We start from the raw sequence: 24,729 nt of genomic DNA on the forward strand, positions 1-24,729 counted from the left end.
ACTTTAGCACAAGCTGATTCAGTGGTTTGGGGAATGATTGAGAATGAATTAGAGAGACAAACAACACATTTAGAAATGATAGCCAGTGAAAACTTCACGAGTCCAGCTGTTATGCAAGCTATGGGAAGTGTATTTACAAATAAATATGCGGAAGGGTATCCCTACAAAAGGTATTACAGTGGATGTGAATTTGCTGATCAAGTAGAACAACTTGCTATTGATCGAGTTTGTAAAATATTTGGGTGTAGTTTTGCAAATGTTCAACCACATTCTGGAAGCCAAGCAAATGGTGCCGTTTACGCTGCACTTTTACAAGCTGGCGACAAAATTTTAGGGATGGATTTAAGTCACGGTGGACACTTGACACACGGCGCTAAACCAAACTTTTCTGGCAAAAACTACAATTCATTTACTTATGGTGTAGAACTTGACGGAAGAATTAATTACGATAGAGTAGCGGATATTGCAAGTATTGTAAAACCAAAAATTATAGTTTGTGGTGCCTCAGCATATGCAAGAGAGATTGATTTTAAAAGGTTTAAAGAAATAGCAGATAGTGTTGGTGCGATTTTATTTGCTGACATTGCACACATTGCTGGACTTGTAGCAGCAGGCGAGCATATGAGCCCATTTTCATACGCCGATGTTGTAACATCCACAACACACAAAACATTAAGGGGTCCAAGAGGTGGAATCATTATGACAAATAATGAGGATATTGCTAAGAAAATCAATAGTGCAATTTTTCCAGGGATTCAAGGTGGCCCACTTATCAATGTAATAGCTGCAAAAGCAGTAGCATTTGGTGAAATACTAAAACCACAATGGAAAGAATACGCCAAGCAAATAAAAGCAAACGCTGAAACGCTGGCGAGAGTTTTAATAGCACGGGGTTTTGAACTTGTAAGTGGTGGAACAGATAATCACCTTGTATTATTATCCTTTATCAATAAAGATTTTAGTGGGAAAGATGCAGATAGAGCTTTGGAGAATACTGGAATTACCGTTAATAAGAATATAGTCCCAGGTGAAACGAGAAGTCCTTTTATAACAAGTGGGATCAGAATAGGAAGCCCAGCACTTACAACTTGTGGGATGAAAGAAAAGGAGTTTGAATTTATTGGAAATAAAATTGCCGATATATTAAGTGACATTAACAATACCCAGCTTCAAATTCAAATCAAAGCTGAATTAAAAGAGCTTGCACAAAAATTTGTCGTTTATTCAAAAAGTACATATTAGTTTATTACTCTACTAATAAACTGAAGTCTAATAGGCTATATACAAGTATTTAAAGAGCAGATATCATTAGATATTTTTTCTATGATAGATTTTCTACGGAACACCATATTCCTTGAAGTCTCTTTATTTATTCGTTGTCCACAATATTTTTGCCTCTTTTTGCATGGGAAATCCTTTTGCTATTTACAAAAGTATAGCAACAATTTGTACATAAATACAAAATTGTAAGTACCTTACAAACATAAAATTGACAAAAATATACAAGGAATTACATAAATGGAATTAAGATAAAAATTATCCTATTTTAGGGGTTTTGCGAATTCTTTAAAAAAATTATCCCTAGATTTAGGGGTTTGTTAAAAAAAATCAAAAATTTTTTATTTTTTTTCGTTTTTTTTCTCTTGTGGAACACTATATGCAATTTACATTTACGTAATTAAACAATCAAAAGGAGATTATATGTCAGAGTTAAGACAAATAGCATTTTATGGAAAAGGTGGGATTGGTAAGTCTACTACATCTCAAAATACTTTAGCGGCAATGTGCCATTATTATGGTAAAAAAATTCTAATCGTTGGTTGTGATCCAAAAGCGGATTCAACAAGATTAATTTTACATGAAAAAGCTCAATCTACAATTATGCAATTGGCTTCTGAAGCTGGTACAGTTGAAGATTTAGAATTAGAAGATGTATGTAAACCAGGTGCGGGTGAATTTAATCCTGAAGATGAAACAATCACTGAAGGTTATATTATGTGTACTGAGTCTGGTGGTCCTGAGCCAGGTGTTGGTTGTGCTGGTAGAGGAGTTATTACTGCAATTAACTTTCTTGAAGAAGAAGGTGCTTATAACGATGATTTAGATTTCGTATCATACGACGTTCTTGGGGATGTTGTTTGTGGTGGATTTGCTATGCCAATTAGAGAAGGTAAAGCACAAGAGATTTATATCGTAATGTCTGGAGAAATGATGGCTATGTATGCAGCTAATAACATTTCTAAAGGGATTTTAAAATATGCAAATACTGGTGGAGTTAGACTTGCTGGTTTGATTTGTAATGCACGTATGACAGATAAAGAGTATGATTTGGCAAAACACTTAGCAATGCAAATTGGAACTCAAATGATTCACTTCGTACCAAGATCTAACCACGTTCAAAGAGCTGAGTTAAGAAGAATGACAGTTGTTGAATTCGCTCCATCATCTGACCAAGCAATGGAATATAAAGAGTTAGCAAGAAAAATCATTGCTAATGACTTAAAAGTTATTCCTAATCCATTAGAAATGGACGACTTAGAAGCGTTATTAATGGAATTTGGTTTAGAAGAAGAAGTTGACGAAGAAAACTTAGGTAAAAAAGCAGAAGAAGCGTAATTACGCTTCTTTTAACTAAGACAAAAAATAATAAAAATAATAAGAGGAGAATATAATGTTTGTATGTGGATACCACTTCCCAGCTGATATGGGTAATGATGTAAGTTTTGATAAGGTGATTGAAAAAGTAAACGAAGGGATTGATGCAAAAGGTAAAACTGTAACTGTATCAAGCGAAACAAGAGAAGGTGTTAAATTAGAAGAAATCTCTATTCCTGAAGGTTCTTTTTTACACACTGCGTTAGTTGATTATTATACAAATACTGAATGTAAAGAAAAAGACGGTTATAAAATGGTTTATTATACCAACAAATACCAAATTTCTGAAATCTCAAAAGCAGTTGACGGAGATGACACTAAAGCAATTTGTAGAAAATTAGATGATATGAATCTATATAGAGTAAAAGTAGCGTAAGCTACTTTTTCTTTCAAAGGAGAAAAATTATGGGACCAGAAACATTAGAGAGTCTACAAAAACAAGCCATTGCTGAAGTATTAGAAGCTTACCCAGCAAAAGCTGCAAAGAACAGATCGAAACACTTAGGTGTTGATTCACCAGAAGGTGTAAAAGGTTCTTGTGATACAACAAGAAGTAACAAACAAACTGTACCTGGTGTTATGTCTCAACGTGGTTGTGCATACGCAGGATCTAAAGGGGTTGTTTGGGGACCAATTAAAGATATGATTCATATCTCTCATGGACCAATTGGATGTGGACAATATTCAAGAGGTGGGAGAAGAAACTATTATATTGGAACAACAGGTGTTGATACATTTGTTACAATGAACTTCTCAACAGATTTTAACGAAAAAGATATCGTTTTCGGTGGAGATAAAAAACTTAAAAAAGCATTAGAAGAGATTGATGAATTATTCCCATTAAACAATGGTATCTCTATTCAATCAGAGTGTCCAATTGGGTTAATCGGTGATGATATTCAAGCCGTAGCTAAAGTGCATAAAAAAGAGACAGGTCATCAAACCATTGCCGTTTCATGTGAAGGGTTCAGAGGGGTTTCTCAATCTCTTGGTCACCACATTGCAAATGACATGATCAGAGACCACGTTATGCCAGATACATCACATAGAAAAGATTTTGAAAGCACGCCTTATGACGTAGCAATTATTGGGGATTATAACATCGGTGGAGATGCTTGGTCAACACGATTAATCTTAGAAGAGATGGGTTTAAGAGTTATTGCTCAATGGTCTGGTGATGCAACGTATAAAGAGTTAGCAATTGCTCCTAAAGCAAAATTAAACTTACTCCACTGTTATAGATCAATGAACTATATTTCAAGACATATGGAACAAGAGTTCGGTATTCCTTGGATTGAATATAACTTCTTTGGACCAAGTAAAACAACTGAGTCTGTTAGAAAAATTGCAGCATTCTTTGGTGAAGAAATTCAAGCTAAAGCGGAAGCTGTTATTGCGAAATATACTGCGATGACGGATGCTGTTATTGCAAAATACAGACCAATGTTAGAGGGTAAAAAAGTTATGCTTTATGTGGGTGGATTAAGACCAAGACACGTTATTGGGGCTTATGAAGATTTAGGAATGGAAGTAATCGGTACAGGTTATGAGTTTGCTCATGGTGATGATTACAAAAGAACTAAAGAAGACCTATCAAGAAGTACTTTAATTTATGACGATGCAAATGAGTATGAATTAGAAGAATTTGTAAGAAAATTGAAACCTGATTTAGTTGCGGCTGGGGTTAAAGAGAAATATGTATTCCAAAAAATGGGTCTTCCATTTAGACAAATGCACTCTTGGGATTACAGTGGTCCATACCATGGGTATGATGCATTTGCAATTTTTGCAAGAGATATGGATTTGGCTATGAACTCTCCTGTGTGGGATCATACTAAAGCTCCATGGGACAAAGAAGTAGAGGGAGCGTAATATGCAAGATATAGATAACATTGTAAACGGACAAAAACTGTTTTTAAAACCTGAATATCAAGAAGTTTTAAACAACAAAAAACAATTCGAAGGAAACATGGGTTCAATCGATTCATCAAAAGTTGATGAAATTCAAGAGTGGACTAAATCTTGGGATTATAGAGAAAAAAACTTAGCAAGAGAAGCCATTACGGTTAACCCTGCGAAAGCTTGTCAACCATTAGGTGCTATTATGGTTGGTCTTGGTTTTGAAAACACAATGCCATATGTACATGGTTCACATGGTTGTGTTGCATACTTTAGATCATACTTTACAAGACACTTTAAAGAACCAACTCCATGTGTAAGTGATTCTATGTCAGAATCTGCAGCGGTATTTGGTGGATTGTCAAACATGAAAGATGGTATCAGAAACTGTAATGCACTTTACAAACCTGAAATGATCTCTGTAAGTACTACTTGTATGGCAGAAGTTATTGGGGATGACTTAAATGCATTCATTATCGGAGCGCGCGAAGATGCAGAAGGTGAATTAGACAATACTATTATCACTCATGCACACACTCCATCTTTTGTTGGATCACACATTACTGGGTATGACAACATGATGAAATCAACTTTAGAGCAATTAGCTGAAGGCGTTGAGAAAAAAGTTGACGAAGAGAGAATTAACATTATCCCTGGATTTGAACCCTATTTAGGTTCATTAAAAGAGATTAAAAAGATTTCAAAAATGTTCGGTGACAAAATCATTATGATTGGTGACCATGAAGAACAATGGGATACGGGTGCAGGTGAATATAAACTGTATGCTGGTGGAACTAAATTAGAAGATGGTAAAACAGCAATCAATGCAAAAGCTACTATCTCTTTACAAAAGTATTCATCAATTGCAACAGCTAAAACCATTAAAAACAAATGGAGACAAACGTTTGAGACATGTAATCCAATTGGTTTAAGTGGTACAGATGCATTTGTTATGAAATTGGCTGAATTAACAGGGAAAGAAGTTCCTGCTGAACTTAAAGACCAAAGAGCAAAATTTGTTGATGCAATGCAAGATTCTTATCCATATATGCATGGTAAAAAAATTGCAATCTGGGGAGATCCTGACTTTTTATTGGGTATGGTTTCTTTCTTAGTAGAAATGGGTTCAATTCCTACTCATGTTGTATGTCACAATGCACCTAGAAAAGGTTGGGAAGCAGAAATGCGAGCCATCTTAGACAAATCAAACAGATCTGACGAGTGTAATATCTGGCCAGGTAAAGATTTATGGGCATTAAGATCATTATTATTCACAGAGCCAGTTGATTTCATGATTGGTAATGTTTATGGTAAAGAGCTTTACAGAGACACAAAAATTCCTTTAATCAGAATTGGTTTCCCAATTTTTGATAGACACCACTTACATAGATACTCTATCAGTGGTTATGAAGGTGGAATCAACCTTTTAACTTGGATTACTAATGGTATCTTAGACCAATTAGATGAAGAGACTAAAAGCATTGGTGAAACAGATTACTTCTTTGACGCAGTAAGATAGTCTTTAAAAAACTAGAGGGTCTCCTTCTAGTTTTTTTTAGCTAATCGTTATATATATAAATATATAATGCTACTTAAAGAAGTGATTTTTTTTAATAACCGTTATATATATCAAAGTATAACTACTGCCAAAGGAGAAAAGATGAGGATAAGTGCAAGAAATCAGTTGGAGGGAGTGGTTGAATTAATACAGCACGGCAAAGTCAATGCCGAAGTCTATATTAAACTCAAAAGTGGATACACCTTGGTTTCTGTCATAACCAATGATGCAGTAAAAGCGCTTGATTTGCAAATAAAAGATGAAGTTATTGCCATCATTAAATCAAGTTCTGTGCTTGTGACAACCGATATGACACTGACCATCAGTGCACGAAATAAACTGCAAGGAGTAATCGAAAATATTCTGTTAGGAGAAGTCAGTGGAGAAGTGTGTATTAATGTTGGAAACAACGACACAATCGTCTCAGTTATTACTGCCAATTCAATTAAAAAATTGAATATCAAAATGGGGAACAGTATCAGTGCCATTATCAAAGCAACCGATGTAATAATCGGAAAATAAGGAAAAAAAATGAAAAAAATAGTTTTAGCAATTCTGGTTTTAAGTTTAAGTGTGTTTGCAGGTCAAATTAATATCGCCGTAGCAGCAAATGTAAGTTATGCCATTGATGATTTAATCAAAGAGTTTAACAAAACAAACCCTGATACTCAAGTTTTAGTTACCCTTGGAAGTACAGGAAAATTAACCGCACAAATTAAAAATGGTGCACCTTATAACATTTTAATGGGTGCAAATATGAAATATCCTCAAGCCTTGTTTGATGAACAAATTGCCATTACCAAACCCGTGATTTATGCACAAGGAAGTTTGGCCATTTTAAGTAACAGCAAAAAATATTTTGAGAAAGGTATTGCGCTTACTGACGAAGCATCAATCAAAAAAATTGCCATAGCCAATCCAAAAACAGCTCCATATGGAAAAGCAGCCGTAGAAGCCATGAAAAATGGTGGAGTATTGGCAAAAGTAGAAAACAAATTTGTTTATGCCGAATCCATTTCACAAACCGTAACGTATGCTCTTACTGCTGCAGATTTGGGTTTTATTGCAAAATCATCACTGTATAGCCCAAAAATGGCCATGTATAAAAAAGGAATCAATTGGGTAGATGTGGATTCAAAATTGTATACACCTATTAACCAAGGAATTGTCATCATTAAAAATGCCCAAGACAATCAAGAAGTCAGAGCCTTTTATGATTTTATTTTAGGTGAAAAAGCCAAAGCGATCTTTACTGACTTCGGTTATTTAGTACCATAATATTTTAGCTTCGTATGTCTGGAGCAATCCAGACATACCCTTTGGAAGGAAACCTCATGATAAAAAAAACATTTCTTTTACTTTGTATATGTACGCTCTCTTTGTTTGCCCAAGATCTAAAAGTGGCAGCGGGTGCTGGCTATAAAAAAGTGGTGCAAAAAATCATTCAAAATTATGAAAAAAACAATCAAAATGTCGATGGATTTTTTGGAAATATGAAACAAGTAACCGCTCAATCTCAACAAACCGATATGGGTTTGGTTATTGGTGATAAGAGTTATCTATTAAATAAAAGCCAATTAAACATAAAAGAGTATATTACTTTGGGTTATGGAAAAGTTGTTTTAGCCTATGCTAAAGGAGTACAACTTACCACCACAAACGATTTACTCAAAACCAACATACGCAAAATAGCCATGCCTCAACCACAAAAAGCCATTTATGGCATAGCGGGAATGGAGTTTCTTAAAGAGCAAAATCTTTATAAAACAATTAAAGACAAACTTCTTGTTGTCTCTTCTGTACCCCAAGTGATGACCTATTTGGTCGCCAAAGAGGTTGATGTAGGGATTGTAAACCTCACTTCAGCACTTGAAAACAAAGATAAAATTGGCGGATACATTGAAATTGATGCCAATGATTACTCACCCATTGAAATCATTGCAGCTAAATTGCCCGATTGTAAAAATGAGTGTGAACAATTTGTTAACTATTTACAAACGGATGAATCAAAAAAGATATTTAAAACATTTGGCCTATAGCACATGTCTATAGAATTTGAGCAGGTTTTTTCTCCTGTTTTATTGAGTGCAAAAACAGTAGGGGTCAGTGCTCTTTTGTTTTTGCTCTTAGGCGTACCATTAGCATATATACTCTCCATTAAGAAGTTAAAATTCAGATGGCTTCTTGACACTATTGTTACCATGCCACTTATTTTTCCTCCCATTGCAGTTGGATTTTTTTTACTTCTATTTTTAGGAAAAAACAGTATAATAGGACAATTGTTACTTAAAGCAAACATTGAGATAATTTTTAGCTTTTCTGGCATTGTTATTGCCTCTTTTATTGCCGGTTTACCACTGATGGTTAAACCTTTACAATCAAGCATTGAACAATTTCCAAAAGAGATACAAGAAGCCTCTTATATTTGTGGCAGATCAGAAATATATACTTTCTTAATGGTCGTATTACCAACAATTAAAAACTCTTTGATTGTATCCTTACTTATTGCCTCTGCACGAGCGCTTGGAGAAGTGGGTATTACGTTGATGTTAGGTGGAAACATTATGGGGAAAACCGATACGGTTTCTTTGGCAATCTACAATGCAGTCTTTGATGCAGATTATGATTTGGCAATGATGTTAAGTGGAGTATTGGTCTTCATTTCATTGCTTTTTTTTATTGCGTTGCATTGGTTTAATACCAAAGAGAGATTGATTTAACTTTAAAATTTAACTGTGCAGTGATCAATCATTGCACAGTTAAGTTTTCAGTTTAGACTGTGAACTTTATATATCAACAAAGGATTTAGTATGCAAACAACAGCAAGAAACGAATTAACAGGTAAAATTACTGCAATTATTGATGGAACAGTAATGAGCGAAGTTAAAATCGAAGTAGCTCCATCAATTTTAGTCAGTGCAACAGTAACAAAAGAGGGAATGGACTCTTTAGGTCTAAAAGTAGGAGACACGGTAACTGCTTTAATAAAAGCCTCTTCTGTTATTTTAAGCAACAAACAACTTAAAGCGACTGCAAGAAACATTTTAAAAGGAACCGTAAATGAAGTACTTAAAGGTGCTGTCAATTCTGAAGTAAAACTTTCTTTAGGATCAAACATCATTTGTGCAGTAGTAACAAATGAAGCCATTGAAGATTTATCAATCAAAGCATCACAAGAAGCTTATGCTATTTTTAAAGCATCTAGTGTTATATTAGTCGGATAAAATCACCTAAGGATTAAAATGTTTAGCTTAACAACAACCGAACTGCTTGAGTATATTAAAGAAGATATTCCTTACTTTGATTTAACCACATCGTTACAAAATTGCAAAAATAAAAAAGCGCGAATTGAAATTTTTACAAGAGAAGACGTCGTGGTATCGTGCAGTGAAGAGTCTGTTAAAATAGCTGAACATTTTAATTGTCAAGTGGATTTCTTTATTCCAAGTGGCGACAAAGCAAATCAAAATGAGGTGATTTTATCTTACGAAGGTGAGTACAATATGGTGCATCAAGCCTACCGTTTAACTCAAATTCTTTTAGAATACAGTTGTAAAATTGCAACGTATGCGTTTAACATGAATAGACGTATCAAAGCCATCAACCCCTATTGTGAACTTTTAACCACCAGAAAAACATTTCCTTTTTCAAAAAAATTCTGCATTAAAGCTGCCATGAGTGGAGGAGCAATGCCTCATCGATTGGGTTTAAGCGAAACCATTTTATTTTTTAATGCACATCGTATTGTCTATAAAACCAATGAAGCATTTTATCTCTATTTACAAGAACTCAAAAACCATGTGGTGGAGAAAAAAATTGTCGTTGAGAGTGAAGATATTCAAGACAGTAAAGCGTTAATGCATCATGGAGTCGATGTTCTACAACTCGATAAACTTTCGCTTGAAAGCATTGACAAAATTGTAGAGTATAAAAATAAACATTTCCCAGCCGTTAAAATTCTTGTTGCAGGTGGAATTAATATAAATAATGTAGAAAGCTTTGTAGAAAAAAAGATTGATGGCGTAGTTACCAGTGCAGTGTATCAAGCAGGTATGGCAAATTTAGGTAGCAGACTCACTCTTATTGAATAATATTAATAACTATTATCATAACTTAAGCTCTGTTGTATTAACATTTTATATCTGACCTACAGGAGTTATTTATGGAAAATTTTTGGGTATATGTTATTGTTGCAGCTGCTGTGCTCTATTTTGTCTATAAGATAATTAAAAAATCAAAATGCGGTTGTGGTTGCGGAAAATAAACAACTGCTTTCTCAAAAAAAAATTTCTCACTGCTCTCTTCTTTTTTTGCACATTATTATCTTAAAAATCTCCACAAAGCCTATATATCTTAAATGGAACACTTATTGCATATAAAGCAGTAACCTAGAAAATAAAAGAGATGAAGAGAAAAACTCTTATTCATTTATCTCTATTTTATTAAAAAAATGAGAAGATTATCTGATGAATGTAGCAACAACGGAAGCAACTTACAATTTTGCAAAAAAATTTTCAACCTATAAAGATTTTTATATCAAACACAATGATTTGGTATTTTCAAAATTGGGCTTGGGTACATTTAATAAAGAACCTTATAAAGAGGAAAACTATGTTTTTCACTACATTGAAGGGGTTAAACAAGCCGTTAAAAGTGGAATAAATCTGATTGATACCGCCAGTAATTACCGATATGGCCAAAGTGAAAAAGAGATTGGAATTGCCTTAAAAGAGCTCTTAGATGAAAAAGCTGTTACCAGAGAAGAGTTAATTATCTGTTCAAAAGGGGGGTTTATTCAACTGGATTTCCCTTTTCCTAAAAACCCCTATGTCTGGATTGACGAAAATATTTTAAACGCAAACCTTGCTACAAAAGAGGACATTGAATTGGATCAACACTGTATGAGTGCAGACTTTATTGAGTGGTCATGTAAAAAATCACTTGAAAACATGGGCGTTGATTGTTTTGATATTTACTACTTGCACAATCCAGAGATGCAACTGCAAAAATTGGGAACCAAAACATTCCTCAAAAAAGTGGAATCGATTTTCAAACGATTTGAGAAAATGGCCGACATGGGCTTGATTAAATATTATGGTGTGGCCGTGTGGAATGCTTTTATTAATGAAAAAGGTTCTGCTGAACACATCAACTTAGAAGATTTGGTTAAAGTTGCTCAAAAAGTGGGAGGGGAAAATCATCGATTCAAGTATGTGCAAACCCCTTTTAATATTGCCAAAACATCAATATATACCATGCTTACACAAAGTGTACGAGGAGAAGATTGCACGCTTTTACAAGCAGCTCATCGACTCAATATTGGAGTAATTTCAAGCAGCTCTTTGTTGCAAATGAATCTTTTTAAGAAGTCATTTAAAGCTGAAACAGGTTACTTGCTTGATCCCAATATGATACTTGAAAATGATATCCAACTTGCACTGCACTTTTGTCGTTCAACACCAGGAATCATAAGTTCACTTTTTGCTTCTAAAGCACCCGTACACATCAAGAAAAATCTTGAAATAACCAAACTTAAATCAGCCGCACGTGCAAATTACGATTTAATGTACAGAGTATAATATGGTTTATGATGTCATTGTTGTAGGATCAGGAGTTGCTGGGTTAATGGCTGCAATTGAGGCCAAAACCGAACAAAACAAAGTTGCCATTATTACCAAAGGCAATATCTTTAAATCAAACAGTTCAATGGCAAGTGGTGGAATTAATGCGGTATTAGACAGCAACGACTCTAAAGCACTCACTGAGCATATTAATGACACAATAAACTCTGCTAAAGGCTTGGGTGATAAAAAAGCCATCACCTATATGTGCACAAAAGCCTCTTCAATTATCTCAAAACTTATTGATTATGGTGTCAATTTTGATCGAGATGAACAAGGCAATATCGCTCAACGAAGTTTCGGAGGAAGCAGCTCTCATCGAACGTGTTTCATTGGAGATAAAACGGGAGGAGCCATCACCCAAGCTTTGATAAAAAAAGCGAGAGATATTGGTATAGAATTTTTAGTCAATAACTTTGTTCTGAATTTGGCAAAGTACCATGACAATGTCAGTGGGGTGGTCGCTTTACGTAAAATTGATTCAAATGTATTAATCTATCCAGCAAAAGCGGTTGTACTTGCCGGGGGTGGTTATGCAGGAATGTACCGAGGAAACTCAACCAATGCTCAAGATTACACAGGAGATTTATTGGCCGTGTGTTTAAGAGCAGGATTGAGTTTGTCAAACATGGAGTTTATCCAATTTCATCCAACTGGCATTGCTAAAACCAACTATCTGGTCACGGAAGCGGCCAGAGCAGAAGGAGGGTATTTGATCAACAGCGATGGTGAACGTTTTGTCAATGAACTTGATACCCGAGATAAAATTTCAAAAGAGATTTTAAAAGAGCAACATAAAGGACATAAAGTCTATATCGATTTAAGACATATTCCCAAAGAGACCTTGGAGAGTCGTTTACCAGGTTTGTATGCCGCGGCATACAATCAGTGTGGGGTTGATATTGCAACAGAACTTTTAGAGATAAAACCCGTGGCTCACTACTCAATGGGTGGGGTTGAAGTCAATATGGTCACAACAAAACTCAAAGGACTTTACATTTGTGGAGAGATGGCTTCAAGCGGTGTTCATGGAGCGAACCGATTGGGTGGAAACTCTCTGCTTGAGGGGACTGTTTTTGGAGAACTTGCGGGCAAAAAAGCAGCCAAACACGCAGAAACCACCCATTTTTTACCCATTGACTACAATATTGTCATCAAAGATATTCAAAGCATTGATAAAATATTTGATTCAGACACGTCAAAAAACTTCAATGCCATTCGGATATCAATGGGCAAATGTATGTTTGAAAAAGTGGGCATCATCCGAAATAAAAAAATGCTCACCCAAGCGTTTGATTATATCAAATATTTAAGACGAGAATCTTACTCTTTACACTGTATCAATAAAGAGAAACGAAACAACGTAGAACTTACATCCATTTTAGAACTGCGCAATGCACTTGAAATAGCAGAAGCGATCATTTTAAGTGCACAAAAAAGAAAAGAGAGCCGAGGTGCTCACTTTAGAGAGGATTATCCAATTACCAGTAGCGTAATGAACAAAAGTATTTTAGTTACGGAACTTCAAAAAGGGTATTTTAGAACGGCTTTTAAAGACTCATCTTTAATTACTTTTTTGAAAAAAACATTTACAAACAGGAGATAAAATGGCAAAAGTTATGTTAAGAGAAAGCGACGGGAAACTCTATTTCTACTTCGCGAAAAAAGATATGGAAGAGACAATCGAAACATTAGAGTTTGATACCGAAGAGAACTGGGGTGGAGAGTGTGAACTTTCCAATGGAGAGAGATGGTGGATTCAACCTGGACCCAAAAAACTACCCAAAGAGGAAGTGTGCAAAAAACTTGCTGATTAATTCCTTAGTTGCACATTTTATATACAATTTTTTGTCTATAAAATGGGCAGATTATCTTATAATCATATTATTATCTGCCAAAAGGAGCAATTATGCCTATGTTTGATAAGACTGCATGCAATTCATGTTTAACTACCAAGGAACTTACCACTCTTTATGAAATTGCATCCGTTATCTCAAATCACTACGATTTAGCGACTTCACTAGACAAATCTTTAAAGATTTTAAAACACACACTTAATCTTGAAAATTGTGTTGTACATATTCTGGAAGACGATACGTTAAATGTTTTGGCAGGCGTTGAATTATCAAAAATTCAAAAAAACTTAGCTTCTTATAAACTGGGGGAAGGTGTCACTGGTTTGGCTGCACAATCAAAAGAGCCAGTTGTTGTTGAAAATATTCACAATGACACACTCTTTTTAAATAAATCAGGAAAACGTGATTTTAACGGTCAATCCTATGTTGCTGTTCCGCTTATGGTTGAGAACAAAACCATAGGTGTATTGGGTGCAAACATAACCAAAACAACAGAAATTGGGTTTGAAGACAGTGTTAGAATTTTAACTATCGTCAGTTCAATCTTTGCACAAACAATTCATTCATCACAAATGAATGAGATGGAAAAAGAGCGACTCAAAGAGTTAAAACTTTATTATAAAATGGAGTGGGATTCAAAAGTGCATAACTTTGGAGATATAATTGGAGACAGCCCAAAAATGCAACAGGTTTTTCAAGTAATTCAACGAATTGCACAATCTGATGTAACAGTACTGGTTCGGGGAGAAACAGGAACAGGAAAAGAGCTTGTAGCAGCAGCTATTCACAAAAGAAGTAAACGACAAAATGAACCATTTATAAAACTCAACTGCGCTGCAATTACAGATACATTATTGGAAAGTGAACTTTTTGGGCATGAAAAAGGAGCCTTTACCGACGCCAGAGAGACCCGAAAAGGTCGATTTGAACTCGCCCATGGAGGTACGCTTTTTTTAGATGAAATTGGGGATATTTCTGCTTCAGCACAAGTAAAACTTTTACGGGTTTTACAAGAGAGAGAGTTTGAAAGAGTGGGGGGAAGCAAAACCATTAAAGTCAATGTGAGACTCGTTGCTGCAACCAATCGAAACTTAGAAAAAATGGTAGAAGAGGGTGATTTTAGAGAAGATTTATATTATCGACTCAATGTTATCCCTATTGATTTGCCACCCGTAAGAGAAAGAGGAGATGACATTGAACAATTGGTAAACTTTTTTCTCGAACGTGCCATTAAAAACCATAAAAAAAGTGTCAAAATCACAAAAGAAGCGATGAAAATTTTATGCCAATATCCTTGGCCTGGAAATGTAAGAGAGTTAGAAAACACCATTGAAAGAATTGTTTTAATGGGCAATGAATCAGGAATCAGTGAACACGATATGCTGCTGTTGCTTCCTGCTCTTCACGACAAAAAACAATCTAAAACAGCCGTTTCAACTGAAAATAAAACTTTAGATGATATGGAAAAAGAGGCCATTGCGAATTCACTGAAAAGACACAATGGCAATCAGTCACATGCTGCAAAAGAGCTTGGAATTTCACTGCGACAAATAGGGTATAAAATAAAAAAATATGAAATCTAAAATAACTTACAACAATGAAGAGTTCGACTTAATTGATGAATTCATAGATACAGGATACATGGCAGAAGATATTGATGCAATAGGTATTGATGGTGAAGAGTTGCCTATAAGAAAAGCAAGTCCAAATCGATCCATTCAAATCTTTTTATCGTTTCCTTCATTTGAGGCGTTTAAAGAGGAAATCATCGCTTTTGATAATTTTATGGATGATGCCAAAGTAGAGATATTTACCTACTTACTTTTTAATGAAAAAATAGAGATTCCTTACACATTTAAAAAAATAATTCCAGCATTTGATATAAATTGTGACTATGCTTCGATGTACGGAACGCAAATTGTAAGTGGTAGCTTAGAGAATAAATTAACAAAGGCACTGTTTTTAATCGGTAAAGATGGTGCAATTTATCATATCGATATGCCAAGCGATTTAAATGACCCTTTTAATATGGAACGTATCAGGGTTGAATTGAATAAGGTATACCAATCATACACAGGAGTTGGTTGTCATGGATAATATTTTAGAGAAGCTCAAAGAGGGTTCAATTATCCCTTTTTTAGGCTTGGGTGTATTTGAAAACACCAAAACAACGGAGGGGCACTCTCTTCCACATGACAGTGACTCAATGATTTTAGCCTTAAACAATGGCAGAGCCATGAGTGACAGACTCATGTATGAATATTCAAGAGCTGCCATGAGTTTAGAGCAACGAAAAGGTCGAGAGTTCATTGTTCAAATGACCAATCACATCTACACATCAAAAACATACGAACTGCCAAAAGTGTATCAATGGTTAAAAACCATCCAACCCAAATATGTCATCGATACCAATATGGACGATTCTTTACTTAAAATTTATGCCGATGTTGAACACATATTAATTACTGGAATTTCACGAATTACCGCAGATTACGACCGATTTGTCATATACAAATTTGATGTATCTGCACAAACATACAAACGAATTCCCAAAGAAGAGTTAACTCTAGATTTACCCATTTTACTTAAACCTATGGGTTCAACTCAACCTGAAATGAACTTTATTATCTCAGATGCCGATTTCGTAGATTGGTTAACGGAAGCCATGGGGGGTTATGCGATACCTCCTATTTTAAAAGATTTACGACGAAATAAAGAGTATCTTTTTATGGGTGTTGATTTTTCAAGAGATACATTCAGAATGGTTGCCAATGAATTGACGTTGGAATTAAAAGGGGGAATAACCCTATTAAATAAAGATGAATTGACTAAAAAAGAGGAAAAATTCATTAAGACTCATAATTTAGAAAATCTGAAAATGAGTGTCGATGAATTCATAAAAGAACATGAATAATAAAAATACACATTGCGATTTTTGCGGTAAAGAGATCATTGAAGTTAAAAAAATATTCAGCAGTGAGAAAGCACATATCTGTGATGAGTGCATTACCATGTGCTCATCTGTCTTAGAAAAAGAGATGCTGCAACAAGCAAAAAAAGAGTTTCAAACAGGGTTAAATGTTCCTATAAAAATCAAGGAGCATTTAGATGATTATGTGATTGGTCAAATTGAAGCCAAAAAAGTTTTGGCCGTAGCTTTATACAATCATTATAAACGAATTGATAAACCCATTCATAAAAATATTGAACTTGAAAAATCAAACATACTACTCATTGGTCCAACGGGTTCAGGGAAAACCCTCTTGGCAAAATCGTTAGCAAAAATCATGGATGTGCCTTTTGCCATTGCTGATGCTACGGCATTAACAGAAGCGGGATATGTGGGAGAAGACGTTGAATCTATCCTTTCACGACTGCTAGCAGCTGCTGATTTTGATATTGAAAAAGCCAAACGAGGCATTGTCTATATTGATGAAATTGACAAAATTGCCAACAAAAGTGAAAGTGCCACCAGTGGAAGAGATGTCAGTGGTGAGGGTGTACAACAAGGCTTACTTAAAATTCTTGAAGGGGCAGATGTTTACGTACCAGTAAAAGGAAGCCGAAAAAACTCAAGTGCCGAAACGGTGCTGTTTGATACCACCCATGTGCTGTTTATTTGTGGGGGTGCCTTTGTAGGCTTACGAAAAGATGAAGAGAAAACCAAAAACATCAAAATGGGGTTTTTAACGCAAGAAGAAAAAGAGAAACAAGCACGTGAAATAGAGGCCAAAGAGTTAATTTCTTTTGGTTTAATCCCTGAATTTATTGGGCGTATTCCTGTTATTGCAGAACTCAATAAACTCTCAAAAGAGGATTTAATTCAAGTATTAACCGAACCTAAAAATGCCATTACCAAACAGTATGAAGTCTTATTTGAACTCGATGGTGTGAATTTAGAGTTTAATAATGAAGCTCTCGAAGAGATTGCCACCATTGCCTACGAAAAAGATGTAGGCGCAAGAGGATTAAGAGGAATCATTGAGAAACTGATGCTTCCAATTCAGTATGAAATTCCATCAAAAAATGATTTGGATCGTTGTATCATCACCAAAGAGTACATCAAAAAAGAGAAAGATGTAGAGTTAATATACAAAAAATCCTCCGCAACAAAAACCATTACAAAAGAGATGAAATACAGTGATATTGAAAAATAACTTACAAATTTGTGAAGCAAGTTACAAAGATATCCCTTTTTTAATTACACTGCTGAAACAACTCTTTTGTATTGAAAAAGATTTTATTTTTAATGCACAAAAACATGAAGAGGGATTGAAACTCTTAATTGACAACAAAGAGAGCATTGTAGCCGTCGCAAAGTTTGAAGATGAAGTCATTGCCATGCTGACCATGCAAACCATTATCTCAACAGCTATTGGTGCAAAAGCTGGGCTTTTAGAAGATTTTGTGGTCAGTGATGACTACAAATCTATGGGCGTAGGAAGCCATTTGCTTGAGTTCATGAAAGACAAAGCCCTGCAACACAATATTCACAGACTACAACTCGTATGCGACAATGATAATGCCAATGCAAAAGAGTTTTACACCAAAAAAGATTTTAAAAAGAGCAACTTATCCGCATGGTACTTATTAAGGGAATAATATTTGCATAATCTTTTTATATTTTGTTAAAAGGATTTAAAATGGCAGTTAGAATTACTGATGAGTGTATAAGTTGCGAAGCATGTGCTTCAGAGTGCCCAGTTGCAGCAATTTTAGAAGAGGGACATGAAAAAAACCCTTACGATGATATTTTTTATGTAAAACCAGAATCATGTGTTGAGTGTGTTGATCATGCTGATGCGCCAAGATGTGCTGAAGCTTGTCCAACAGAAGGGGCAATTGTTTGGGATATGCCATATACAACAGACTTTAATGATTACTACGCTTCTAAAAATGAAGAGGGTGTTTATAAAATCAGAGAACACAAATCAAAAGGTTTAATGCTTCCTAGCGTTAAAGCGCAAAAATTTATCGCTGCTGTTTCTATGGAAAGCAGAGAAAATGGTGCCAACGTTGGTGACTTTAACTGATATGTTAAAGTCGCCAGCAAGGCCTTTTTTATTGACACACGTTATATATTGTGTTATATTACGACCATGAAAAATATATTTGATGTCGATGGCAATATCTGGATAAAAAAAGGTGACCGAGGTTTTGTGGGTCGTGGAAGAATTGAACTGTTACAAAACATTCAAATTTACGGTTCCATTTCAAAAGCAGCCAAAGAGATGAAGATGAGTTATAAAGCCGCTTGGGACAGTGTTGATATAATGAACAAACTCTCAAATAAACCTCTTGTTACTAAAGTAACGGGTGGAAAAGGTGGCGGCGGAACGGTTATTACAGCCTATGCCAAAGAGCTTATTCAAGCCTATCTTGAAATTTCATCTTTATATAAAAACTATTTTAAAACACTGGGTGACTCTTTTAATGAGCAAATCTCTGATGAAGCGTATGAAGAACCAATTTTTTGCCGACTCTCTGGTATTCTTGTGAAAACAACCAATATTCAAGACAACTATGAACTCAGCATTAATCTTCGTTCAAACCAAACGCTCACTGCGGTTGAGAGCAAAAAATTTGTTGTAGAAAAAGATTTACGCATCAATCATGAAATCAATTTTTTAATTGAAACCAATAATATTACTTTAACCAAAACATTAAGCGACAACAGTGCACGAAATATTTTAAAAGGTAAGGTCATTAAAATCTCAGATGGTGGCATAAACAGAAATATCACCATGGATTGTGGACAAGGAGATATTATCAACTCCAAAATCACCTCTTCAAGCTGTAATAAACTCAATATTCAAATGGGTGACGAAATATTTGCTTCATTCAAAGCATACAATTTAACTATTATTTAAAGGTCTTTTATGAGCAAAATCATTGCAACAATTACACAAATAAAAAATGTCCAAAGCCTCAATATTGTTGACTTTGATTTTAAAGGAACTCCTTTAACCATGATGAGTCTGGATTTGGCTTCCAATATTGTTGTGGGAGGAAGAGTCGAATTGTCTGTCAAACCAACTCACTTGGCCATTGTAAAAGATTTCGCAGGAGAGTTCAGTTATTCCAACCAAATCAAAGCCACCATCGTCACGATTGAAAAAGGAGAACTCATAAGCAGTATTACATTAAAAGTTCACGATGTGCTCTTACAAAGTATCATTACAACCAAATCAACCCAACGCATGAATTTGCAAACAGAGGATGATGTGACCATTTTTTTTAAAGCCAGTGAACTCTCAATTTTGGAAGTGTTAAATGATTGAAACCTTAAGCAATATTGCATTTGAACCCTTTTTAATCTCATTTAAATTGGCCATTATTACCACCGCGATTCTATTTGTTCTCTCTTTACCTCTTGCTTGGTATTTGGCTCATACCAAATCGAAAATGAAACCTTTTTTTGAGGCATTAACTTCATTGCCGATTGTTTTGCCCCCATCGGTAATTGGTTTTTATATCCTATTTGCTCTTTCACAGAACTCCCCAATTGGAACTTTTTTTAACGATTATTTTGGCATTAAATTGGTCTTTAATTTTACTGGACTAATTGTAGCAAGCTGTTTTTATTCCTTGCCTTTTATGGTACAACCTTTACAAAGTGGCTTTGAAAGTATCAATAAAAATATGATTGAAGCTTCATATATTTGTGGAAAAAGCAAATTGGCCACCATCATTCAAGTTGCTATTCCCAGCATTAAACCCTCTTTAATGACTGCCATTATTGTAACTTTTGCTCATACAGTAGGAGAGTTTGGTGTTGTTTTAATGGTGGGAGGAAGCATTCCCGGAGAAACCAAAGTGGCATCAGTTGCTATTTATGAATTTGTAGAAATTATGGATTACAACTCAGCTCATATTTACAGTGGAATCATGTTGATTATCAGTTTCCTTGTTCTTTTAAGTGTCTATATTTTTAACAATAAACAAAAAAATGCCTTTATATGAAAGAGAGAAATCAATGATTAAAATAGACATCAACAAAGAGTTGCATGGCTCAAATGGGAAGATGCAACTGAAGGTGAATTTAGAGATAAATGAGGGTGATTTTATTGCACTTGCGGGACAAAGTGGAAGTGGGAAAACAACCCTTTTACGAATACTTGCTGGATTAGAGAGCGCATCAGGAAATTTAAAAATAAACGAAGAGAGTTGGCTTTCTGAAACCTTTTCTCTTCCTCCTCAAAAAAGAAAAATCGGTTTTGTTTTTCAAGATTATGCCCTTTTCCCCAACATGAGTGTGGAAGAGAATCTGCTTTTTGTTAAAAAAGACAAAAAACTTGCTCAAGAGTTGTTAGAGATAACCCAACTTGAAGCACTCAAAGAGAGAAATCCACAATCTCTGAGTGGAGGTCAGAAACAAAGAGTCAGCCTTTGTCGTGCCATGATGAATCAACCCAAATTGTTGCTCTTAGATGAACCGCTTTCTGCGCTGGATCCTCAAATGAGAAACACCTTACAAAATGAAATTTTGCAACTGCACAAACGCTTTAATACCACAACCATTATGGTCAGCCATGAACCCAGTGAAATCTATAAATTGGCTTCAAGGGTGATTGTTTTAAAAAGTGGCACCGTTCAAAGCGATGGCAACCCAAAAGATGTTCTTTTAAAAACAAGCGGATCAGCAAAGTTTTCATTTGAAGGAGAGCTCTTAGATATTGTCAAAGTCGACGTCATTCATGTTGCGATTGTTGCAATTGGGCAACAACTCGTTGAAGTAGTTGTAAGCCAAGATGAAGCACAAAGTTTGACTATAGGAGATACTGTCAGTGTCAGCACCAAAGCGTTTGCACCTACAATCAAAAAGCTTACTTAAAATAGAGCACACTTAGAATCAAAATCAGATATCTGAGAAATTTTGCCACGGTAACGATTAACACAAAATGTTTAAAATTGTATTTAAATACCCCCGCAATAAAGGTAATGGGATCTCCAATTAAAGGAGCCCACGACAAAAGCAAGCTGTATCCTCCAAATCGGTCAAAGAGTTGTTTATATTTCTCTATTTTCTCTTTTTTAAGATACTTCTTCTCTTCTAAAAAAGCCTCCCCTTTGTATCCCAAATAGTAATTCACACAAGCACCCAAAACATTTCCAAGTGTGGCAAAAAACAGAAGTAAAACCAGATTATAACCTTGATTCATATCATAAATCAGTAAGGCTTCACTGCCTAAAGGGAAAAGGGTTGCGGAGATAAATGCACTGAAAAAGAGATAACTGTAAATCATAAAAAAATTATAGCCTAAAAAACAATCTAGTTTTTGCTTTTATACATAATTTAAGATTTTTTAGATAAAATCACACTCCAAAAGAAGAACATTGAGAATATGTAGGTATTTTGAATGCTCTTCTTTAGCCCCTTACAATTATTTCTAAAGGCAACGCCCCAGGATGGGAACATAGCAAGGCACCTTTTTTAATAGTGTGTTTGGGTACCTGAAGAAGAGTGCTTTTTATGCACTCTTTTTTTATGCCTTTTTCATCTCAATGAATAAAAAATGAGCATCTTCTAATGCCGTAATATTCAAAGTTTTTTCATCTGAAATTTCCATTGCATCGCCAAAATCCAATTGAGTCTCATTGACTCTGCTTGAACCTTCTATTTGCACAAAATAGAGTTGTCGTTCCTGTGCAATATCAAACACCAAATTTTTACCTTTTTGTAGTTCACTTACATAGATATTGACATCTTGATGAATTTTAATTGCCCCCTCTCCTACTTGAGAAGAGACCACATTTAAAAATTGATTTGCCCGCTCTTGCGGTTGAAATCTTTTTGAACCATAAATGGGTTTAACCGCTTTTACAGGAGGCAATATCCAAATTTGCAACAATCGTAAATCTTCACTGCTGCTGTTGTTATATTCGCTGTGTACCACTCCTGTTCCCGCGCTCATGTATTGTACATCGCCACGGGTTAATGTCTCTTCATTTCCCATTGAATCTTTGTGTGTAATGGCACCATTTACCACATACGATACGATCTCCATATCGTTATGTGGGTGCATATCAAAGCCACTGTTGGGGTGGACAATGTCGTCGTTTAATACACGCAATACTCCAAAATTCATATTGTCAAAATTTCGGTATTCGGCAAAAGAGAAGTGGAACCGACTCTCTAACCAACCCAAATTTGATAAAAACATATTCTCTTTTCTGATTTTTTTTAACATCATCTATCCTTTAAAAATAAAACTCTCCATTGAAATGTTGGAGTGAGAAAACTCACTGTTTACGGACTCACCTATATGATTACCACTTGCACCCAAAGCAATGATTAAAGGCATATAATGTTCACTGGTAGGGTGATTATGAGCAAACAACTCCATTCTTTCATGGTTGAGTATGTATGTTTTGTTGCCTTCTTTTAACGCGTTTTTTATCTTTTCATTAAACACTTTGGCATACTCTTTAACGGGAGCATCAAAATGAGGCTCCATATCGTACAAATTATGCGTAATCGAACCACTGCAAATAATCAACGCTTCATCACGCAGTTTTTTTAATTGTTCACCATATTCAAACAATTTTGTTGCATCCCATAATGGCAGACTCATTTGTATGACCGGTATCTTTAGTGTTTCATATATCATGCTTAACACCGACCACACGCCATGGTCAAACGCTCTTCTTGAGTCACTGATGTGAATCTTTAAATCGGGCAATTTTTTAACAATATCTTCGGTCATTTCTGGACTGCTTGAAATTTTATATTTGAACTCATAAAGGGCTTGTTCAAATCCATAAAAATCATACATCAATTTATTGGCATGAGGATTTATAATCTCGACATCCTGTGTTATCCAGTGAGAAGATATGATTAAAATATAGTTGGGTTTTCCAAGAGATTTTTTTAACGCTCTCAAACTTTTTTTGGTTATTGTCTCTTTTAAAATAGTGTTAGGGGCACCGTGCGATAAAAAAAGAACGGGGAACATCCTCTCTCCTTTTATTGGAGGAGTATCTCCCCCAAAAAATTATTTTACTAAAATTCCCTCTAAAGCAACGTCGAGTTTGACCGTTTCACCTACAAGTACACCACCTGCTTCTAAGGCTTTATTCCATGTTAAACCAAAATCTTTTCTGTCAATTTTTCCTGTTAGCTCAATTCCAACTCTTTGATTACCCCAAGGATCTGTTGCCAAACCATTGTTTTCCAAATCAAATTCAACCTCTTTGGTAATGTTATTGATGGTTAATTTTCCATATGCTGTGTCCCCATCAACTTTGAGTAAAGTAAAGGTAATTTTTGGGTTTTTTGCTGCATTGAAAAAATCGGCTGATTTTAAGTGCGCATCACGTTTTTCATTTTCTGTATTAATAGATGATACATCAATGGTTCCATTTATGGCTTTAAGAGTATTGGTTTTTTCATCAAAATCAATCACGCCTGAAAAGGTGTTAAATTTCCCAGAAACATTTGAAATCATCATATGTTTAACTTTAAACCCCACATTTGAGTGTGCTGTATCCACATTGTATGTTCCTGCAAAAAGGGCACCTGCTGTCAATATTGTCGCTAAACTTAATCTTAAAATTTTCATTGTTTTTCCTTTTGTACTAATTAGTATTACTTTCTTAAAAAAAAGCTACTGTGCTTTTTGTAGCTTATTTAAGAGAGCATATAAAGTCTCCGTTTCCTCTTTGTTTAAGATTTTGAAATACTCTTCAAAATTCTTTGCATGTTGCGGAAACAACGTTTCAATCACATCTTTACCTTTTGAGGTAATGGAAAGAATTGAAGCTCTTTTATCTTTTTCATCTGCAATTGAGACAATAAATCCATCTCTTTTTAGGTTTTTAACAACCACAGTAATGTTTCCCGGTGTGCTCATGGTCAATTTGGTAATAGAACCCACATTTAAGTTGCCTCTGTGATAAAGCACCTCTAACACTTGGAATTGATTCATGGTTAAATTATGGGATTGTATATAAAGAGACTCTTTGGCTCTGATTTTGTTATACGTTCTAAAAATTTGCATCCATGTCTTCATTGAACTGTCTGCTTTTGTTCCGTATGTTTTTACACTCTTTATATTCATTTCAATCTCCATATGTCAAATTATAATACTAATTAGTATTAAATGTCAAGGATTTTGAACTGTTTTGCCAGTAAATTTTA

General features: G+C 35.0%; 30 protein-coding genes. 25 read left to right on the top strand and 5 right to left on the bottom strand.

Annotated elements, in window-relative coordinates:
• Positions 1–33: 33 nt before the first annotated feature.
• The 25 genes from ACNI3C_RS04125 to ACNI3C_RS04245 all read left to right on the top strand — a co-directional run bounded on the left by ACNI3C_RS04125 (position 34) and on the right by ACNI3C_RS04245 (position 21,423).
• Positions 34–1,242, top strand: a complete 1,209-nt coding sequence (locus tag ACNI3C_RS04125) for a serine hydroxymethyltransferase (RefSeq protein ID WP_419771480.1) — start codon at positions 34–36, stop codon at positions 1,240–1,242.
• A 459-nt stretch (positions 1,243–1,701) separates the two neighbouring features.
• On the top strand, positions 1,702–2,616 hold the full coding sequence (gene nifH, locus ACNI3C_RS04130) for a nitrogenase iron protein (protein WP_419770986.1): 915 nt from the start codon (positions 1,702–1,704) through the stop codon (positions 2,614–2,616).
• 55 nt (positions 2,617–2,671) lie between these two features.
• Complete coding sequence (locus ACNI3C_RS04135) at positions 2,672–3,031, top strand: hypothetical protein (protein WP_419770987.1); 360 nt, start codon at positions 2,672–2,674, stop codon at positions 3,029–3,031.
• Positions 3,032–3,060: 29 nt separating this feature from the next.
• Positions 3,061–4,527 (top strand): nitrogenase molybdenum-iron protein alpha chain, encoded by a 1,467-nt coding sequence (gene nifD, locus ACNI3C_RS04140; protein ID WP_419770988.1) that lies wholly within the window; start codon positions 3,061–3,063, stop codon positions 4,525–4,527.
• A gap of 1 nt (position 4,528) precedes the next feature.
• Complete coding sequence (gene nifK, locus ACNI3C_RS04145; protein ID WP_419770989.1) at positions 4,529–6,073, top strand: nitrogenase molybdenum-iron protein subunit beta; 1,545 nt, start codon at positions 4,529–4,531, stop codon at positions 6,071–6,073.
• A 141-nt stretch (positions 6,074–6,214) separates the two neighbouring features.
• The gene (locus ACNI3C_RS04150) at positions 6,215–6,634 is read left to right on the top strand and encodes a TOBE domain-containing protein (protein ID WP_419770990.1); all 420 of its coding nucleotides are present in this window, start codon (positions 6,215–6,217) and stop codon (positions 6,632–6,634) included.
• A 9-nt stretch (positions 6,635–6,643) separates the two neighbouring features.
• Positions 6,644–7,390: a molybdate ABC transporter substrate-binding protein gene (gene modA / locus ACNI3C_RS04155; RefSeq protein WP_419770991.1), complete on the top strand. Its 747-nt coding sequence runs from the start codon at positions 6,644–6,646 to the stop codon at positions 7,388–7,390.
• A 56-nt stretch (positions 7,391–7,446) separates the two neighbouring features.
• Positions 7,447–8,151, top strand: coding sequence for a molybdate ABC transporter substrate-binding protein (modA, locus tag ACNI3C_RS04160; RefSeq protein ID WP_419770992.1), 705 nt, complete (start codon positions 7,447–7,449; stop codon positions 8,149–8,151).
• 3 nt (positions 8,152–8,154) lie between these two features.
• The gene (modB, locus tag ACNI3C_RS04165; RefSeq protein WP_419770993.1) at positions 8,155–8,832 is read left to right on the top strand and encodes a molybdate ABC transporter permease subunit; all 678 of its coding nucleotides are present in this window, start codon (positions 8,155–8,157) and stop codon (positions 8,830–8,832) included.
• A 90-nt stretch (positions 8,833–8,922) separates the two neighbouring features.
• Positions 8,923–9,336 carry a TOBE domain-containing protein gene (locus ACNI3C_RS04170; RefSeq protein ID WP_419770994.1) on the top strand — a complete coding sequence of 138 codons (414 nt, stop codon included), beginning with the start codon at positions 8,923–8,925 and terminating at the stop codon, positions 9,334–9,336.
• Positions 9,337–9,354: 18 nt separating this feature from the next.
• A complete protein-coding gene (modD, locus tag ACNI3C_RS04175) occupies positions 9,355–10,203 on the top strand; it encodes a ModD protein (RefSeq protein ID WP_419770995.1) in 849 nt (282 codons plus the stop codon).
• 71 nt (positions 10,204–10,274) lie between these two features.
• Positions 10,275–10,376, top strand: a complete 102-nt coding sequence (locus ACNI3C_RS04180) for a FeoB-associated Cys-rich membrane protein (protein WP_419770996.1) — start codon at positions 10,275–10,277, stop codon at positions 10,374–10,376.
• 202 nt (positions 10,377–10,578) lie between these two features.
• Positions 10,579–11,691: an aldo/keto reductase gene (locus tag ACNI3C_RS04185; protein WP_419770997.1), complete on the top strand. Its 1,113-nt coding sequence runs from the start codon at positions 10,579–10,581 to the stop codon at positions 11,689–11,691.
• Position 11,692: 1 nt separating this feature from the next.
• Positions 11,693–13,339: an L-aspartate oxidase gene (locus ACNI3C_RS04190; RefSeq protein WP_419770998.1), complete on the top strand. Its 1,647-nt coding sequence runs from the start codon at positions 11,693–11,695 to the stop codon at positions 13,337–13,339.
• 1 nt (position 13,340) lies between these two features.
• Positions 13,341–13,550 (top strand): putative nitrogen fixation protein NifT, encoded by a 210-nt coding sequence (nifT, locus tag ACNI3C_RS04195; protein ID WP_419770999.1) that lies wholly within the window; start codon positions 13,341–13,343, stop codon positions 13,548–13,550.
• Between the two features lie 92 nt (positions 13,551–13,642).
• Positions 13,643–15,172, top strand: coding sequence for a sigma-54-dependent Fis family transcriptional regulator (locus ACNI3C_RS04200; RefSeq protein ID WP_419771000.1), 1,530 nt, complete (start codon positions 13,643–13,645; stop codon positions 15,170–15,172).
• Complete coding sequence (locus tag ACNI3C_RS04205; RefSeq protein WP_419771001.1) at positions 15,162–15,686, top strand: hypothetical protein; 525 nt, start codon at positions 15,162–15,164, stop codon at positions 15,684–15,686. Before ACNI3C_RS04200 ends, ACNI3C_RS04205 begins: the two co-directional genes overlap by 11 nt.
• Positions 15,679–16,503 carry an SIR2 family protein gene (locus ACNI3C_RS04210; RefSeq protein ID WP_419771002.1) on the top strand — a complete coding sequence of 275 codons (825 nt, stop codon included), beginning with the start codon at positions 15,679–15,681 and terminating at the stop codon, positions 16,501–16,503. The genes ACNI3C_RS04205 and ACNI3C_RS04210 overlap by 8 nt, the downstream gene beginning before the upstream one ends.
• A complete protein-coding gene (gene clpX / locus ACNI3C_RS04215) occupies positions 16,496–17,746 on the top strand; it encodes an ATP-dependent Clp protease ATP-binding subunit ClpX (protein ID WP_419771003.1) in 1,251 nt (416 codons plus the stop codon). The genes ACNI3C_RS04210 and clpX overlap by 8 nt, the downstream gene beginning before the upstream one ends.
• Entirely contained in the window at positions 17,730–18,191 is a 462-nt protein-coding gene (locus tag ACNI3C_RS04220) for a GNAT family N-acetyltransferase (protein WP_419771004.1), read from the top strand. Before clpX ends, ACNI3C_RS04220 begins: the two co-directional genes overlap by 17 nt.
• Positions 18,192–18,232: 41 nt before the next feature.
• Entirely contained in the window at positions 18,233–18,622 is a 390-nt protein-coding gene (locus ACNI3C_RS04225; RefSeq protein WP_419771005.1) for a 4Fe-4S dicluster domain-containing protein, read from the top strand.
• 66 nt (positions 18,623–18,688) lie between these two features.
• Complete coding sequence (locus tag ACNI3C_RS04230; RefSeq protein ID WP_419771006.1) at positions 18,689–19,459, top strand: TOBE domain-containing protein; 771 nt, start codon at positions 18,689–18,691, stop codon at positions 19,457–19,459.
• A 9-nt stretch (positions 19,460–19,468) separates the two neighbouring features.
• The gene (locus tag ACNI3C_RS04235; RefSeq protein WP_419771007.1) at positions 19,469–19,870 is read left to right on the top strand and encodes a TOBE domain-containing protein; all 402 of its coding nucleotides are present in this window, start codon (positions 19,469–19,471) and stop codon (positions 19,868–19,870) included.
• A complete protein-coding gene (gene modB / locus ACNI3C_RS04240; RefSeq protein ID WP_419771008.1) occupies positions 19,863–20,552 on the top strand; it encodes a molybdate ABC transporter permease subunit in 690 nt (229 codons plus the stop codon). Before ACNI3C_RS04235 ends, modB (ACNI3C_RS04240) begins: the two co-directional genes overlap by 8 nt.
• Positions 20,553–20,565: 13 nt before the next feature.
• The gene (locus ACNI3C_RS04245; RefSeq protein WP_419771009.1) at positions 20,566–21,423 is read left to right on the top strand and encodes an ABC transporter ATP-binding protein; all 858 of its coding nucleotides are present in this window, start codon (positions 20,566–20,568) and stop codon (positions 21,421–21,423) included.
• On the opposite strand, the gene ACNI3C_RS04250 is transcribed toward ACNI3C_RS04245, so the two are convergent.
• The 5 genes from ACNI3C_RS04250 to ACNI3C_RS04270 all read right to left on the bottom strand — a co-directional run bounded on the left by ACNI3C_RS04250 (position 21,416) and on the right by ACNI3C_RS04270 (position 24,649).
• Positions 21,416–21,835: a YqaA family protein gene (locus tag ACNI3C_RS04250; protein WP_419771010.1), complete on the bottom strand. Its 420-nt coding sequence runs from the start codon at positions 21,833–21,835 to the stop codon at positions 21,416–21,418. The genes ACNI3C_RS04245 and ACNI3C_RS04250 overlap by 8 nt on opposite strands.
• 240 nt (positions 21,836–22,075) lie before the next feature.
• Positions 22,076–22,780 (bottom strand): pirin family protein, encoded by a 705-nt coding sequence (locus ACNI3C_RS04255; protein WP_419771011.1) that lies wholly within the window; start codon positions 22,778–22,780, stop codon positions 22,076–22,078.
• 3 nt (positions 22,781–22,783) lie between these two features.
• Positions 22,784–23,545, bottom strand: coding sequence for a DODA-type extradiol aromatic ring-opening family dioxygenase (locus tag ACNI3C_RS04260; RefSeq protein ID WP_419771012.1), 762 nt, complete (start codon positions 23,543–23,545; stop codon positions 22,784–22,786).
• A gap of 39 nt (positions 23,546–23,584) precedes the next feature.
• A complete protein-coding gene (locus ACNI3C_RS04265; protein WP_419771013.1) occupies positions 23,585–24,151 on the bottom strand; it encodes a YceI family protein in 567 nt (188 codons plus the stop codon).
• A 45-nt stretch (positions 24,152–24,196) separates the two neighbouring features.
• Positions 24,197–24,649: a MarR family winged helix-turn-helix transcriptional regulator gene (locus ACNI3C_RS04270; RefSeq protein WP_419771014.1), complete on the bottom strand. Its 453-nt coding sequence runs from the start codon at positions 24,647–24,649 to the stop codon at positions 24,197–24,199.
• Positions 24,650–24,729: the final 80 nt, after the last annotated feature.

The sequence above is a fragment of the Marinarcus sediminis (SeqCode) genome (assembly GCF_048571275.1).
Lineage (GTDB): Bacteria > Campylobacterota > Campylobacteria > Campylobacterales > Arcobacteraceae > Marinarcus > Marinarcus sediminis.